Origin of the sequence: Psychromonas ingrahamii 37 (assembly GCF_000015285.1) — a bacterium.
GTDB lineage: Bacteria > Pseudomonadota > Gammaproteobacteria > Enterobacterales > Psychromonadaceae > Psychromonas > Psychromonas ingrahamii.
Genome location: NC_008709.1, coordinates 3441800 through 3457398 on the forward strand (window position 1 = coordinate 3441800; position 15599 = coordinate 3457398).

14 protein-coding genes are annotated in these 15599 nt (G+C 40.7%); 2 read left to right on the forward strand and 12 right to left on the reverse strand.

From position 1 onward, the window contains the following. Positions 1 to 237 precede the first annotated feature (237 nt). Positions 238 to 678: a hypothetical protein gene (locus PING_RS14430; RefSeq protein ID WP_011771058.1), complete on the forward strand. Its 441-nt coding sequence runs from the start codon at positions 238 to 240 to the stop codon at positions 676 to 678. A 59-nt stretch (positions 679 to 737) separates the two neighbouring features. On the opposite strand, the gene hflC is transcribed toward PING_RS14430, so the two are convergent. The 4 genes from hflC to PING_RS14450 form a co-directional block, all read right to left on the reverse strand. Beyond that, a complete protein-coding gene (gene hflC / locus PING_RS14435; protein ID WP_011771059.1) occupies positions 738 to 1736 on the reverse strand; it encodes a protease modulator HflC in 999 nt (332 codons plus the stop codon). Continuing rightward, on the reverse strand, positions 1733 to 2806 hold the full coding sequence (gene hflK, locus PING_RS14440; RefSeq protein WP_011771060.1) for an FtsH protease activity modulator HflK: 1074 nt from the start codon (positions 2804 to 2806) through the stop codon (positions 1733 to 1735). The genes hflC and hflK overlap by 4 nt, the downstream gene beginning before the upstream one ends. Positions 2807 to 3032: 226 nt before the next feature. After that, on the reverse strand, positions 3033 to 3497 hold the full coding sequence (locus PING_RS14445; protein WP_011771061.1) for a GNAT family N-acetyltransferase: 465 nt from the start codon (positions 3495 to 3497) through the stop codon (positions 3033 to 3035). A 233-nt stretch (positions 3498 to 3730) separates the two neighbouring features. After that, positions 3731 to 4930, reverse strand: a complete 1200-nt coding sequence (locus PING_RS14450) for an MFS transporter (RefSeq protein ID WP_011771062.1) — start codon at positions 4928 to 4930, stop codon at positions 3731 to 3733. Positions 4931 to 5023: 93 nt separating this feature from the next. Between PING_RS14450 and PING_RS14455 the strand changes: the two genes are divergently transcribed. Then, positions 5024 to 5908 carry a LysR family transcriptional regulator gene (locus tag PING_RS14455; protein WP_011771063.1) on the forward strand — a complete coding sequence of 295 codons (885 nt, stop codon included), beginning with the start codon at positions 5024 to 5026 and terminating at the stop codon, positions 5906 to 5908. Here PING_RS14455 and PING_RS14460 read toward each other — a convergent pair whose 3' ends face one another. From PING_RS14460 to PING_RS20690, 8 genes are all read right to left on the reverse strand, one after another. Further along, on the reverse strand, positions 5909 to 6649 hold the full coding sequence (locus tag PING_RS14460; protein WP_011771064.1) for a winged helix-turn-helix domain-containing protein: 741 nt from the start codon (positions 6647 to 6649) through the stop codon (positions 5909 to 5911). It abuts the gene before it with no gap. A 175-nt stretch (positions 6650 to 6824) separates the two neighbouring features. Continuing rightward, positions 6825 to 7463, reverse strand: a complete 639-nt coding sequence (locus PING_RS14465; protein WP_011771065.1) for a nucleoside/nucleotide kinase family protein — start codon at positions 7461 to 7463, stop codon at positions 6825 to 6827. Then, positions 7460 to 8401: a substrate-binding domain-containing protein gene (locus PING_RS14470; protein ID WP_011771066.1), complete on the reverse strand. Its 942-nt coding sequence runs from the start codon at positions 8399 to 8401 to the stop codon at positions 7460 to 7462. Before PING_RS14470 ends, PING_RS14465 begins: the two co-directional genes overlap by 4 nt. Next, positions 8398 to 10947, reverse strand: a complete 2550-nt coding sequence (locus PING_RS14475; RefSeq protein WP_041766532.1) for a PAS-domain containing protein — start codon at positions 10945 to 10947, stop codon at positions 8398 to 8400. The genes PING_RS14470 and PING_RS14475 overlap by 4 nt, the downstream gene beginning before the upstream one ends. Before the next feature lie 105 nt (positions 10948 to 11052). Further along, the gene (locus tag PING_RS14480; RefSeq protein WP_011771068.1) at positions 11053 to 11994 is read right to left on the reverse strand and encodes an ABC transporter substrate-binding protein; all 942 of its coding nucleotides are present in this window, start codon (positions 11992 to 11994) and stop codon (positions 11053 to 11055) included. A gap of 79 nt (positions 11995 to 12073) precedes the next feature. Then, entirely contained in the window at positions 12074 to 13090 is a 1017-nt protein-coding gene (locus PING_RS14485) for an ABC transporter permease subunit (protein WP_011771069.1), read from the reverse strand. A 35-nt stretch (positions 13091 to 13125) separates the two neighbouring features. Beyond that, on the reverse strand, positions 13126 to 14658 hold the full coding sequence (locus PING_RS14490) for a sugar ABC transporter ATP-binding protein (protein ID WP_011771070.1): 1533 nt from the start codon (positions 14656 to 14658) through the stop codon (positions 13126 to 13128). Positions 14659 to 15197: 539 nt separating this feature from the next. After that, entirely contained in the window at positions 15198 to 15467 is a 270-nt protein-coding gene (locus PING_RS20690) for a hypothetical protein (protein ID WP_157035382.1), read from the reverse strand. Positions 15468 to 15599 lie beyond the last annotated feature (132 nt).

Genomic DNA, 15599 nt, shown 5'->3' on the forward strand with positions numbered 1-15599 from the left:
GAAAAATATGCGTAGTTTACGTGATATCCCACTTAATTGAAAACATCTAAATGACCATAATATTGAACATTCGGAGCTAACAGCTATTGGTTATCAGCTATCAGTTATCGGTCATCAGTTATCAGCTATCAGTTATCAGCTATCAAATCTATCCATTCAGCTTTCGTTCAGCTAACGGGCGTTACATTAACTTCATCGGGACAAACCCGTGATAGCTGAAATAGACTGGAGAATAAAATGAATATTATTAAAAAATTGAGAAGAAAATCAAAAATGGTAATCATCACAGGTTCATTGTTATTCGGCTTGACCTTAATACCGGCAACCTCGTTCGCAGGCAATGATAACCATCAGGGAAACCGAAACGGTAAATCACAGCAGGTAAACAAAGATCACCATGAGGGACGCCGAAACGATGAATCACAGCAGCTACACAACCAGCAAAGAAACCACCATGCTGAAAATATTAGAGAGCGCCACAACCGTGTTCGTCATCATATGAAACACAAACGTTCTGATCACCGCAAACATAAATATTCTGATCATGGCAAACACAGAAATCGCCATCACAACCGGCCTCATTACGTAGTAATCAACAAGGATCATCATCGTTCACGGCGCTTAGGTATTCAAATAGGGGTACGCTCAGGTAACTTTGATATCGTTTTTCGTGATTAAAAAGGGCTGACGGCTGTAAGCCGTCAGCTGTAAGGCAGGAAGCTCGAAGGCAATAATGCTTAAGGAATATTCCCCTCTTTTGGCAATGGCATTTTATCCACATTAATTCCCTTAAGAAATTTAAACAGGTCACTGTCTGTCGATAAGACCAAAGTTGTATTCTGCGCAATAATACTCCGGTATGCCTGCATCGTGCGGGTAAACTCATACAAACCAACAGATTGAGGGCTTTGATTGTATGCCCGCGCATAAATTTCAGAGGCTTTGGCATCAGCAACGCCCTGAATCTCCTCTACCTGCCGATAGGCTTCTGACTGTATTTTATTTAAATCCCGAAGACGATTCCCTCGAATTCTGGCGGCTTCACCATTTCCCTCGGACAGAAAACGCTCGGCAATCTGCCTGCGCTCACTGATCATACGATCATAAATTTTGGGCCGCACACTCGCATTGTAATTAATGCGTTTAAAGCGGATATCCAGAAGCTCAATACCAAACACCTGCACTTTTTCGGCTGCAGCAATAAAAATTTCTTGCTCCACCAGCATACGGCCTTTCTGAATGGGCACCAGAGAACCCATTTTCAGCGCGCGCTCGGCATCGGTCAGAAGATCATCACGCAGCGGCTCCCGATCTTTTGTGGTGCGGATTATCTCGATTAATTCGTGTTTTGCCACAGCATTACGGGTTTCACTGCCAAGAATATCGTCCAGTCTTGATTGGGCGCTGCGCTCATCGCGCAAGCGCAGAAAATATTGCAGAGGATCGGTTATCCGCCAGCGGGCAAAAAGATCCACAGAGATATAGAGCTTATCTTTAGTCGGCATATCCGATGGTTCGCCATCCCACTCTAAGACTCTTTTATCTATGCTGTTGACCTCTTGTATAAAGGGGAATTTTGCCTTCAAACCCGCATTGGTAACAGGGGTACCTACCGGCTTTCCAAACTGTGTAATAATAACCTGCTCAACTTCACCCACAGTGTAAAGCGTCGATTTTAATGTCATAACCACCAGTGCTATCAATAATAATGCAAATCCTGTTGTTATGTTCTTCATGGCTTTTCTCCCTGGGCCGCATTAAGATCTAACCATGGCAAAATACTCGGGCTGTTTGAATCGATAATTATTTTGGAGCGTATCTGTGGTAACACCGCCTGCATTGTCTCAAGATAGATACGTCTCTTTGTGACTTCAGGCGCCTTAAGGTATTCAGCGAACAGTGCATTAAATCGCGCAACATCACCTTCAGCCTCGTTAATGCGTTTAAGCCGGTAACCATCAGCCTCACGAATACGTTGATCTTTTTCACCCAGCGCTAATGGAATAACTTTATTGTAGTCACGCCGAGCTTCATTAATTAGCTTTTCTTTTTCCTGCTGCGCTTGGTTTACTTCGTTAAAAGATGCCTGAACTGGCTTTGGCGGGTTAATATTTTTTAGCTGTACCTGATCAATACTGATCCCCATTTCATATTTACTGGAAAGCGCCTGCATTTTGGTCAATGCTTCATACTCAATCTCCTGACGGCCAATAGTGATCACTTCATCAACGGTACGATCCCCCACCACTTCACGCATCACTGATTCTGAAACTGAGCGCAGGGTTTCACTGGGCTGGCGCACTTTAAATAAGAATTTAACCGGATCGGCAATACGATACTGAACTACCCACTCCACAAGGGCGGCATTTAAATCACCGGTGACCATTTGTGTTTCCTGTTCGCTCGCTCTCACACCGGAACTTTGATAAGGATCCGTCGCATCCGGTGTGGTAAAACCAAACTCTTGCTTTAATTGTCTTTTAACCGGAACAATAGTGGCACGGTCAATACCAAGTGGCATTTTAATATGCAGTCCGGCAGGCACTTCTTTTAAATATTTTCCAAATCGCTGTACAACCGCAACAGAATCACTGGGAATAGTGTAAATAGCGGACCAGAGGCTTATTCCAGCCAGCAATAAAAACAAAATATAAAAAACATACCGGCCAGCTCCCCTTGAGTGTCTACCCAGAAGCCTTCTTTTATAGTGCGAATATCCTCTCTTCATTAATAAACCATATTCCGGAGGAAAACCTTGATTATTATCCCAAGGAGTTCGGGGGTCCTGCTCATTTTCTGTCGACATAATAACCCCTATTAACGGCACAAAAGTATGCCCTATATTGACTATGGAATGATCACTAAGATTGTCAAGAAGTGAGGATTAAAAGTACTCTATTGATCAATTGTTATATTAATAATTGCTTCAATGCCTGCATTTATTATTTTAAGCCTAATAGACATGGCGATGGGCAGCCTTCTAAAAAGAGTCAATGGTAATCAGTTAATCGACCATACCAGTTAAAAAAATATCAGACTCTTTTTTGCATATGAAAATTAATCAGTTGCTGCTCTTTTACATCAATTGACTGTTGTTTTACCAGCTTAAATCCAAAATGCTCAAAGAAAGGTTTTGCACTGATACTTACCTGCGAAAAATAGCTGTTAATTTTCTTCTTGCCGCCGAGATCAAAAATATGCGCCATTAGCGCACTGCCTATTCCTTGTCTCTGATATTGATAGTGACAGAAAAAATGATCTATCAGACCATCATTCTGTAAATCTGCATAACCGACAATAGTGCCGTCAATTTCTGCAATAAAGGGCTCAATATCGATCATACGTTTATTCCAGATAAAAAGATCCATTGAATCGGGTGCCCAGGCCTGCACCTGCAACTCGGTATAGTCATGACGATTAATATTTCTGATGGTATTAAAAAAAAGCAACCAGATTTCTCTTGCATCTTGTTCAACATATTTTCTGATAATAAGCATAATAAAAATTCCATAGGGTTTTAAACTGTCTGCAAAGGTTGCCGATATCAAAAGAGGCAAGTGCTTAAACCATCAGTACTCGCTCCCGATAAGAATATCCTGTTTTGAAGGCAATCAGTCAGACTGCCACTGCCCTTAAAAATAGACAAAAAATATTGGGCGGTTGACTGAACCATAACTGAGGTCTAACAATTAAACAACGATGTTATATTTGATTAACTATTATTCGATTGCTATAACGGCATTGGGGCTGCAACCGGAATAATTATTTTTTGAACAGTTAAGGCGCAATATATAATTAACAGGTAAATAAAGGCACATGCTGCAAACACCACTGGCCAACCACCTAGCTGCCAGCAATATATCAGCACAAAACCGCCAATACTGCCTCCTACATAATACAAAACAAGATATAAAGCGGTTGCTGTTGATTTACCCTGTGTCACGTTTCTCCCTATGTAACCATAAGCGAGAGAGTGGATAAAAAATGCACCGCCACTTAATAATAATAAGCCGACTACAATGGCGGCAATATTCGGCAGAAACATAATCACTAAGCCGCAAAAACTCACTCCTAAGCCACACAAAATACCGGAAATAGCAGAATAACGCTTTATCCAACGTCCGCTTAGTTTTGCCGAAACAGTGCCCATCAAATAACATAAGAATATTAACGATGTGATACTGGCAGGTAATGATAATGGCGCTGCGGATAATTTAAATCCCATCACGCTATAGACGTTAATAAAGACTGCAAAATTGAGACCACCAATGATCATCACAAGAAAAATAGCAGGATTTCTAATATGATCAAATAACAGTCTGTTGTGATAATAAAGACGGGCTTTTTGCGGTTTGAAATGTTTTTGTTTACTGATTAAGGAAACAACAAAAAATAAAATAATTAGACTCAAAATAGACATACTAAAGATGGTCCACTTTAAGCCGACAAAATCAGTCATTACCCCGCCATAGATACGCCCGATAACACCGCCGAGTGAATTTGCACTGATATAACCGCCAACCGCGACCAAGAGAGCCTGCGGCTCAAATTCTTCCGCCATATAAGCCACTGCCACGGCAATAAACCCTGCCAGTGCGATGCCTAATAACGTGCGCAGAAAGATAAAATGTGACAGCTCCTGACTAAAAAACATCAGTAGATTAACTAAAGGAATTAATATTAAGCTGCATAACATGACCGGTCTTCGACCATATATTTCAGAAATAATGGCCCAGGGAATAAGCGAAAAGGCGACGGCAAAAGTAGTACTGGAAAAAAGCCAGTTTACCTGCAGTTCAGAGGCCGAAAATTTGTCCATAAAATAGGGCAGTAATGGCTGAAAATAATAGAGGTTACAGAAAACCAGAAAAGAGCCTAGGCCTAGCCCAAGGGTGACGCGTTTGTATGAAGGGGAATGTAATTTTATCACTTTATCTACTCGGTAATTTATTTTTACCTAGATTAGCCATTAAATGCTAATATTAAAAATATATTAAACTCATAGTTGCCATATATTAAAGTTATGCTAAATTCTAAAATATTGTATTATTTTGTGACCATCGTTGAACATGGCAGTTATACCAAGGCAGCTCAAGCGCTGGGTATTGCGCAATCCGCTTTAAGTATTGCAATCCGCAAGTTAGAAAAAAAAATTGGGGTGACAATATTACACCGCAGCAGTAAAGGCGTCACGGTGACTAAAGAAGGTGAGGTTCTGTTAACCCATGCTAAAGCTATCTTAACGAAAATAAACGATGCGCAAATTGCCATTGATGAATTACGCGGTTTTGAGAAGGGAGAAGTAAAAATTGGCATTCCAAGCATGATGGGATCCTATTTTTTCCCTGAAATATTAATGGCTTTTAACTTTAAGTACCCTGATATTAAACTGTCAATCGTGGAATCCGGCACACAAACCATCAGAGCACAACTGTTAAGCGGCGAGTTGGATCTGGGAGTGATTGTCAATGACCATTTACCCAATGAACTGCAGGCCAGACACTTGGTAACGTCACAAATGGTTGCTGCGGTGGGTACAAATCATCCCTTAGCAGGCTTTAAAAAACTCGATTACAGTACTTTTTTCGGACAGGAACTGGTGATGTTTAAAGTGGGTTACTTTCACCGCGAAGTGATTGATAAACTTTGCGAGCAATATCAGTACACGGCAAAATATTCTTTTGAAACAAATTTACTGGCGATGATGTTAAACATTGTTAAAAACGAATTTGCGATAACCGCCCTGCTGGAATTGGTAACAGACCGCGAATCTGAAGTACTGGGTATTCCTTTTGAAGAGCCTGTCTATCTCGACCTTGCATTTGCGTGGCGAAAAGACGGTTATTTATCAATAGCCAACAGGCGTTTTATCGACTTCACATTAAACGAGGTCAATAAAAAAGGATAATCATCTTATGCTTTTACTTACATTTTCAGAAAAACTATACCCTATGCCCCGTTCTGTGCGTATGTATCTGGGACTTCTTGAATTGATTTCCAACTTCTGGCGTAAGCGAGATATTAACACATCAACAGTACGGTCAAAGGTATCCCCCTCCGCACCACGAAGATATTCTAATAACTGCTCTCGGGATATGACCCGTTTAGGTCTTGTAGCCAGACTTTCTAACAGCGTAAATTCGCCATAGGTTAGCAGGGTAACTTCTCCGCTGCTGTTGCGTAATTCACGGGCGGATAAATCAAGAATCCAGTGACCAAAAGATAAACACTCATGTGAATCAGATAAGTCGGCAGGATCATTGTTTATAGTCATCACGGCTCTGCGCTGCAATGCGTTAACTCTGGCAACCAGTTCTCTAATATTAAAAGGTTTCATCAGAAAATCATCGGCAGCAATTTCCAAACTTAAAATTCTATCCGTTTCAGAACCTTTTCCAGTCAACATTAAAATAGGTATATTGCTGTTTTCTCTTACGCTACGCGCAAGTACTAAACCATCTTCATTTTTCAACCGCAGATCAATGATTAATAAACTAAAGAGCGCCTTTTTCATTTCGCCAAACATGGTATTTCCGTCTGCAACGGCAACACAGGGATAGCCTGCTTGATTTAAAACATCGCTTACCAGAATGCGCACGTCAACTTCATCATCAACTATCAGAATCGGTTTTTTAGAACGATCATCCATCTACAATTTACACCTTGATTTTAGGAAATATTATTCTCTGTATTTAGCCGTTTTTCATAATAAATAACAATAAAAATGTTCCATAATTATAAACTACAACAACAAATCAGGAAAAATCGCCTCTGTTTTAAGTATTAAGCGGCTAGTTTTTTATTTTTTGATTTCTATCTGATCTTTAGTTTATGCGAATTATTCGCTGCGCATTTTTGATTGAAACCTCAGTCACCAGCTGCGCATTAAGACTATCGTTACTTGCTACTCGGTGCTGTGCTTGTTGTTTTGTTAACCCCGTTTTCATATGACGTGCGCAGACACGTCTATTACATTCAGGCAGCGGCACATACAAGAACCAAGTTTCATCAAACACCTTATTCTGCAGTTGTGACCAGGGTTTCTCATCGAGCAATAAATAGTTACCTTCAATTAAAACGATCTTGCTATCTTTGTTTAATGAAATATCATTTTCAACGGGGTCGCCGCTATTATGATCAAAACCGGGAAACAGTCCTTCACCTTCTTGGCGCGCTTTAATCACTGCATTGACAAACTTTGGGGCATTAAAAGTAAATGGCGCCCCGCGGCGGGCATAAGCTTCTGCAGGGTCGTTCATTTTATCCAGTTCATGGCGATAGTAGTGAAAACCGTCCATCGGAATAATGGTAAGCAGTTCACCCAAACGAGACTTCAATGCCTCGGCAAGTGTGCTTTTCCCACTGCCCGGAGCGCCTGCTAATGCAATCCAGTATTGCGCTCCAGCCCTTAATTTTAATGATTTGTCGCGTAGCTGATCGGCAAGTTGGTCATAATCTTTCATTTTGTTTTATCCCAGTTGCTAAATTGACTGACATTCTGTTTGGTCACTAATTCAGTAGGTATTAACTCTGTCGTATGGCCTGCGGATGTTTCTCTGAGTTTTTGTAACGCGAGAATAACTGCTTTTTGGGCTATCGCGCGAGGAAACTGTGCAGCGGTGGCGACTAATAGACTGTCTTTTAATTTAAGGTGTTCTAAGAACAAAGGGGAGCCATCCACAGAAGCTATTATGATCTTATTGTTTCCGGACTGTTTGGCCGCTTCTTCTGCGCCTAAGGCGGCGAGATCATTAATGGCAAATACCGCCTCTAGATTCGGATATTCGAGCATAAGATAAGTCATACTTTCCAGTCCGCCACTGAAACTTCCGCTGCCATTGTGAGAGTATGAAACAAGCTTGATTCCGGGATATTTTTTTAATAGATCACGGCAGCCTGCGACACGATTACTGGTTGATGATATTGTTGTCCAACCATTGATAATTGCAATTTCACCCTTTCCCCCAAGCCTATCCACTAGATATTGGCAGGATAACTGACCCGCCTGAAAATTATCAGAGGTAATGCTGATATCAGCCCCCCGTGATTCAATATCTACTGCGGCGACTATTATTCCTTTTTCGCGAGCGCTTATTATACTCGGTTCAATAGCATCACTGGCAGAAGCAGAGATGAAAATGATATCCACCTCTTTGTTAATAAAATCTTTAATTTGCTGGTTTTGCTGATTAAGATCGTAGGCACTTGAATGCACATAAATAGTTAACTGGCCTTCAACCTGAGCCTCTAACTGTGCAGAAATCTCTTCGGCAAGCATAATAAAAAAAGGATTGGACAGATCCACCAAACTGATTGCAACCGTTAAAGCAAAGGCTTTAGAGGTGACGCTTCCCAACAACACAATACCAGCGATCATAATCTTGCTAATGATATTTTTCATACCTCTCCTTTTACGTCATTATCTGCATTTGTACCAATAATGATGTTAGCTATGTCTTTATAAGTCACTGGTTTATTAATAAAATTACATTCAATCTTACAATCAAACTGTTTTTCAATCGCTTCCTTTGCCATTCCAGAATATAAAAAATAGGGCAATTCAGGATAGCGGTACTGTACTTTATCTCTTAGTTCAATGCCGGAAATTGAATTGATTAAATGAACATCACTGAGTATGCCAATAATTTTTTGATTATTTTTTAAAATCCACCGCCAAGCTTTGTCGGCACTTGGGAAATGTTTAACGTCAGGAAATCTAATCGCTAAAAAATCTTTCATTGTCTCGGCAACTTGCAGATCATCTTCGACAAGGAGTAATACGCTTGGCTCTGCCTTTGCTTCGGTACGGGTAGAACCAATCTTACTGATAGGAAATGATTGCTCCTCAACCGGCCATTCCATCCATACGGTTGTGCCCTCATGGGGTTTAGATTTAATGCCAATTTCCCCCCCCGAACGCTGCACATATCCGTGCACAGAGCTTAAACCTAATCCCGTGCCGGCGCCGATCTCTTTAGTGGTAAAAAAGGCTTCAAATACACGATGCTGAATTTCATAGGGGATCCCCTTACCATTATCTGCAACGGAAATCCTTAGCCAATGGGTATTTTTTTTACGGATTATGCGCGTGCTGATCTTAATACTGCCTTTTCCGGAAATAGCCGCATTAGCATTCAGAGTCAAATTAAGTAACGCATTTTGAAATTGAATTCTGTCTATTTTTACCGGTTTATCTATATTTCCTAAATCAAAAATAAATTGAATACCATCTGATACACTGTATTGAAGTAAATCCGCAATATCTTTAATCGACTCATCCAAAATAACCAGTTCGGGCTCAAGAAATCTATTGTGGCTGAAGGCAAGCAGTTTTTTTATTAATTCAGTGCCTTTTTCAGTGGCTTTCAAAGCACGATTCAAATATTTTCGCTGGCGGTCATTCAAGCCAGGTTGTAACTCTAATAATTGCAGATTACCAAGAATGGTGGTTAAAAAATTATTAAAATCATGGGATACACCACCGGTTAATTTACCCAGCACTTCCATCTTAATAGCTTGCTGTAACTGCAACTCGGTCTCGCGGCGATAGGTTAAGTCTTGAATCAGCGTGATAAACCCACCATTAGTCATGGGCTGACTGCGAAACTCAATAATTCTTCCTGCTTGATCATGGCGCTCAACAAATTGACTAGAAGTATGGCGCTTGATTGTCCATTGATGAATATCGATAAAGTGACCATTAATATCTTTAAACTCTTCCCCTGCACGACTTATTAACCGAATAATATCTTCAAGCGGCATTTGTGGATAGATATCCCGCTCAGTCAAGCCGAGTAAATTAATATAGTTTTTATTCCAGGTAAGTAAGCGATTATCAGCAGAAAAAACACTTAACCCGTCATTCATGCTGTTAAAAATTGTTTCTAACAGTAATTTCTGTTGCTCTAGATCATTACCGACTTGCTGGATCTGCAACGTATACTCTTGAAAAATTAAATATGCCTCGAACAACTCCCCAACTTCATCCTGGTTTTTTTTTGATACTGCGCCCTCGCGCATCCCTCCGTTAGATAACCTGACCATGTCATCGGTGACCGTCGTCAGATCATTTAAAACGCGCAGGTTCCTACCATAGTTAATAACCACAGTGAGAATTAAGAGAACCATCATGACCAGCATTCCCCAGAACACTTGTTTTATCAAGCGATGGGCCTGCTGCTGCTGAGTAACAACTTTATCTTGAATTGAATTAGCAAACACGTTGACAAAGTTACTTAAGGATTCCGATTGTACACGCATCGAAACCAGCAAAAATCGCTTACGTTTGTCATTATTGACGCGCGCGCTGATATTTTCTTTAGCGAAATTCAAAAATGCTAATAATTCCTTTGAATTTTGTGTTTTTTGCTCCGGTAACCCATTTAAGATGTTAACAATTAAATCATTTTGGTAAGCACCGGGATCGATCAGGAAGTCGATTAAATAATCAATCTCCTGCAGTGCAGGGATGTTGCTGGAAAAACGTTTTAATTCATTTTTAAAAGCAGAAAATTTCAATTGATAACGTCGGCTGAGTAGTTTTTCTGACAGGAATAAATTCTGCTGCTCCACAGAGATTAATTGTAAGGAACTTTTTTGAATCCCGTTTAACTGCTGCAGCAGCTTTGTTTTGAACTCATCGTCAGAAATGATTTTGACAATTTCAAAGAGTTTATCAAAGCGTTGCTGTAAACGAATTTGCAGCTGATTAAGCAGAGAGGGTTGGTTTGTCAAGGAGACGTTAGGAGCTAATGCAGTTAACTGTGCTACACCTTCCGCCAGTCTTAAAGCCACTCGAATGTCGGGTAAAGACTCTGATTCAATTTGGGTAATGATACGGTCGGTTTTATTCAAACCGATCCAGGCTACCAGAACTAACGCAAAAGACATAACGCACGCGGTGATCATGGCAGTCAGTGCGCGATTCTTGATCCGTTTTTTTAGCACTTATCATCCTGCTGCATGCGAAAGTAATAACTCGCTTTTTTTTAAAATAAATGGAATAAGAAATTAGGTAAGAGCCATGTTAGTTAACATGGCTCAAATTTTAATTTATCGAACTGCATCCCAACCTTTGTATTCATTAACATTATCGCGGGTCACCAACTCAGAAGGAAGTAATATTACACTCTCTTCAGGTACCTCTCCATTCATTATTTGATATCCGAGCTCCACTGCTTTTGATGCCATAACAAATGGATTTTGGCTACCAGATGCTTGAATCATAGGGCTGTCTGGATTTTTTAATGCAGCAACAATACCCGGTGCGCCATCAACTGAAGTAATAATTATATTATCTCTTTTAAGCTGCTTAGCCGCTAAATCTGCACCAATTGCCTGCGGGTCATTGATTGCAAATACGGCATCAATTTCACTAAAACGAGTCAGATGTCCTAACATCACAGACATACCACCATCTCGAGAACCTTTACCGTCTTGATCATCAGATAAAATGGTGATTCCCGGTGCTGCTTTTAAGACTTCCTTACAACCATTCACGCGATCGATAACAGCCGACACTTGCGGTCCGTTCTGAATAATAACATTACCTTTACCCTCTAATTTTTCGACAATATATTGACAGGCTACGGCACCGGCACTGACATTATCAGTCGTCACTGTGGCATCAGAACCCTTAGCAGCCGTATCAACTGAGACAACAACAATACCCGCTTTTTGTGCTCTTTTAATCGCAGGTTCAATCGCATTAGGATCGCCTGGATTTAACAGGATTAAGTCCACACCGGCTGCAATAAAGTTATCAATCTGATTAAACTGCTTACCCAAATCGTAATCATAACCTAATGCCAGCACTTCAACGTTAGGATTGATTTTTTTTGCTTCAGCTTCAGCACCGCTGGCTAAAGCCACAAAAAACGGATTGCCCATAGAGCCGAGTGATACACCTATTTTATTGAGTTCTCCTGCATAGCTAGAAGTGCTGATTCCCGCAAAAAGCACGCCAGTCATTGCCAAATATTTTAAGCCTTTCATTGTAATCTCCATTTTTCATTCAAGTAGTTGGGTTGCCACCGTTTTATGGCGACCCGTGGGTAAACTGTTAGTTAATCTTTTATGTTCTTGTATTGCCCTGTAAACGATAACGGTCTAAAGCCACAGCACCGATAATAATTAAGCCTTTGATAATATATTGCCAAACATCAGGAACCCCGGTTAGAACCAGCCCGTTAGTCAGCACGGCGATAATTAATGCCCCAATTAAAGTTCCCCAAATCGACCCTATTCCTCCAACAAAGCTGGTACCACCCAAAATAACGGCCGCGATCGCATCAAGTTCGTAGGCGGTACCTAGCTGTGTACCATTAGCTGCATACAGACGGGCAGCTGACATAACCCCGCCTAGCCCGGAAAGTAGTCCTGACATTCCGTAAGCAAAAAGTAATACGCCGGCAACTTTAATACCTGACAGTCTTGCCGCATTCTCATTACCCCCTACAGAATAAATATGGATACCTAACACTGTTCTTTTTAATATAAACCAGGAGACGATAACGACGAAGAATGCGATAATAATCAACCAGGGGATGCCAAAAAGAGTACCGTTACCAATAAAATCAAAGGGCATATCAGGGTTAAAAACAGTCGTATCGTTGCCCATTAACCTTGCAATTCCTCGTACTGCCGTCAAAGCCCCCAGAGTGACAATAAAAGGAGGTAACTTTAGATAAGCAATGAGGCTGCCGTTTAACAGTCCAAAAAATGTACCAACTAACAGCGCAGCGGGAATGCCGAGCATACCCAGTTCAGGAAATTTGGAGACGATCACCGCAACCATTGCCGAAGCGGCAAGTATCGAACCAACCGATAAATCTATCCCGCCAGTTAAAATAACAAAAGTCATGCCTGCGGCTAATACCGTATTTATTGAAGCCTGCTGGGCAACGATCGACAGGTTACTCCAGGACATAAAACGCCCGCTCAGCATTTCAAAACCGATACACAAAATAATGAGAACAGGTAACATGCCAACGGTTTTAAGCATCAGACGCAGAGAAAATTTATTTTTTTGAGCTGCTAATTTTGTTAAAGCAGCAGGTGCAGTTGAACTCTTTGTAGTAGTATTCATCATGACTCTCTTTCTTAATTTTAGTAAAAAACAACTGTCTAGGCACCAGCGGCCAGCTTCATAATATTGTTTTGATTGAGTTCATCTTTTCCATGTGTCAATTCACCGGAAATCTCTCCCTCGTGCATCACCAACACCCGGTCAGCGAGACCGATCACTTCTGGCAATTCACTTGAAATCACTAATACGGCAACCCCTTTTTGAACCAGATCATTAATAATTTTGTAGATTTCTGATTTGGCACCAACATCAACACCGCGTGTTGGTTCATCAAGAATCAGTACCTTAGGCGCTATTTCAAGGAGCCTAGATAACAAAACTTTCTGCTGATTCCCCCCTGACAAGGTACCCACTCCCACTTTTGCACTAGCGACGCGAATACCTAATGAGGCGATAGCCTTTTTCGCTCTTGATTCGCTCTTAGGTAAGTTGAGCATTTTAGAGTTATTACAGTCTTTAGAAAAAGCGAGGATATTAATGTTATTAGACACATCCATATCGAGGAATAAACCCTGATGTTTGCGATCTTCCGTAAGATAGAGTATGCCCATATCGATCCCCACTTTGGGTGACGTGATATTCACCAGCTTACCGTTCAAAAAAATCTCGCCAGTGCTTTTTTTATCTGCCCCAAAAATTAATCGGGCTAATTCGGTGCGCCCGGATCCGACCAGACCGGCAATCGCCAGAACTTCTCCCTGATGTAGCGCGAAAGAGCAGTTTTTTACTTTTTGTCCATCGGAAAGCCCCTTAATTTCAAGGATTTTTTCTCCCCGTGTACAGAGGTGTAAAGGATCTTTTTTATAAAAGCCAGAAATGTCCCGGCCAACCATCATCTTCACTAACGAATCAGATGACAGCTCCTCTTTGCTTAAGGTACCCACATAACAACCATCTCTTAATACTGAGCATCTATCGGACAACTCATATATTTCAGACATTCGATGGGAAATATAAATAATGGCCAACCCCTGTTCCCGAAGTTTGTGAATCAAGGTAAAAAGATGTCCTGTCTCACGTGTAGAAAGTGCAGTTGTTGGCTCATCCATCACTAATATTTTGGCATTGCTATGCACTGCTCTGGCGATTTCAATCATCTGCTGCTCGGCAATTGAAAGCATAGAAACTTTAGTACTCGGTGAAAAAATCACTCCCAAACGGTCTAAAGTATCCTGAGATTGTGCTTCCATGCTTTTCTGATCAGCGATGCCATAACGGGATATTTCGCTTCCCAAAAAAATATTTTCCGCAATGGATAAATTAGGCGATAAAGAAAGTTCTTGATAAATAACCGCTATACCCTGTTTTTTAGCGGAAAGCGGATCGGTAATATTAACTACCTCGCCATTAACCAAAATCTGACTACCTTGATCCGGCTTATATGCACCAGAGAGTATTTTCATCAGGGTGGATTTGCCCGCGCCATTTTCACCCATTAAAGAATGTACTTCCGAGTGATAGACAGTAAGAGAAACGTTATTCAGCGCTTTAACACCCGGAAATGTTTTGGATACATTTTTCATCTCAAGTACGGGTTTGTCTTGGTGAATTTGTTGAACTTGTTGTTCCATTGAAAGTTCATCTCCTCAAATAAGCAAAGCGGGCAATAGACTGCGGTGTTGGTATTTTTGTATATTAGAAAGTTTGTATTAACCGTTTATCTCAATTGTTAATGAATTGTTAACAGTGAAGTTTTTACTCTGACTTATTGAAAAAAGCGCGACAACTGTCACAGATTAAACGCAGTTAACAGGCTGCAATTGATTGCTATGAGATTACGGAACTAGACATGATGCACAAAATTTGCAGAAGAAAGCTTGAACGGGAGGTGGTGAGCGGTTTATGGTTAATTGTTGATGGGGGAAATAAGATTGTCTTTTTATTCTGTCTCTCGCGAGCTAAAATCAGAAAAATCGGGCAGGGAGAAACACCATAGGCAGATAAACAAGCCGTTCTCGTAAGGACTTGTAAGTGTTGCCAAAAGAGATAGTCAGTTAGCTGCAGCACAAGCTGAAGTGCAAGCTAAGCTCAAAGGAATAGACAGCATTGAACGTCCTAAACCACGGCTAAGTTAATAGTAGCTGCCTGAAAGGTCAGTGGTGCTGGCGGATTATACTGTTACCTGTTTTAATGTTGAACTTTGATATTTAATAACTGACTTTTGCAGAATTAAACTGTTGGGATAGGTTATCAGCTCAGTCCATTTTCGAATCAATACATGAAATAAGGTCATTTCGTCAATAACCCTGAAAATATCATCATCTTTATCCATCACTTTTATACTGTCCCCAACGCGAGATATAAAGAAGAAGAAGAAGAAGAAGATAATAATAAGACCCACGCTGATATTGCTGACTGTGCAAATAGGGTACGCAAACACTAAGCACCAAGCACCAAGCACCAATAATAGTGAAGATTAAATGCCTAAAATCAGGAAAAAATGATCACAAACAACATTAACATAGTGATATTAATGCAGTCACTTAATTGGATATATTAAAGCCATTGTCTT

Bases quoted from the DNA above. Each gene is read 5' to 3' on its own strand.
- PING_RS14430 (WP_011771058.1), top strand. From the start codon at position 238: ATGAATATTATTAAAAAATTGAGAAGAAAATCAAAAATGGTAATCATC.
- hflC (WP_011771059.1), bottom strand. From the start codon at position 1,736: ATGAAGAACATAACAACAGGATTTGCATTATTATTGATAGCACTGGTG.
- hflK (WP_011771060.1), bottom strand. From the start codon at position 2,806: ATGTCGACAGAAAATGAGCAGGACCCCCGAACTCCTTGGGATAATAAT.
- PING_RS14445 (WP_011771061.1), bottom strand. From the start codon at position 3,497: ATGCTTATTATCAGAAAATATGTTGAACAAGATGCAAGAGAAATCTGG.
- PING_RS14455 (WP_011771063.1), top strand. From the start codon at position 5,024: ATGCTAAATTCTAAAATATTGTATTATTTTGTGACCATCGTTGAACAT.
- PING_RS14460 (WP_011771064.1), bottom strand. From the start codon at position 6,649: ATGGATGATCGTTCTAAAAAACCGATTCTGATAGTTGATGATGAAGTT.
- PING_RS14465 (WP_011771065.1), bottom strand. From the start codon at position 7,463: ATGAAAGATTATGACCAACTTGCCGATCAGCTACGCGACAAATCATTA.
- PING_RS14470 (WP_011771066.1), bottom strand. From the start codon at position 8,401: ATGAAAAATATCATTAGCAAGATTATGATCGCTGGTATTGTGTTGTTG.
- PING_RS14480 (WP_011771068.1), bottom strand. From the start codon at position 11,994: ATGAAAGGCTTAAAATATTTGGCAATGACTGGCGTGCTTTTTGCGGGA.
- PING_RS14485 (WP_011771069.1), bottom strand. From the start codon at position 13,090: ATGATGAATACTACTACAAAGAGTTCAACTGCACCTGCTGCTTTAACA.
- PING_RS14490 (WP_011771070.1), bottom strand. From the start codon at position 14,658: ATGGAACAACAAGTTCAACAAATTCACCAAGACAAACCCGTACTTGAG.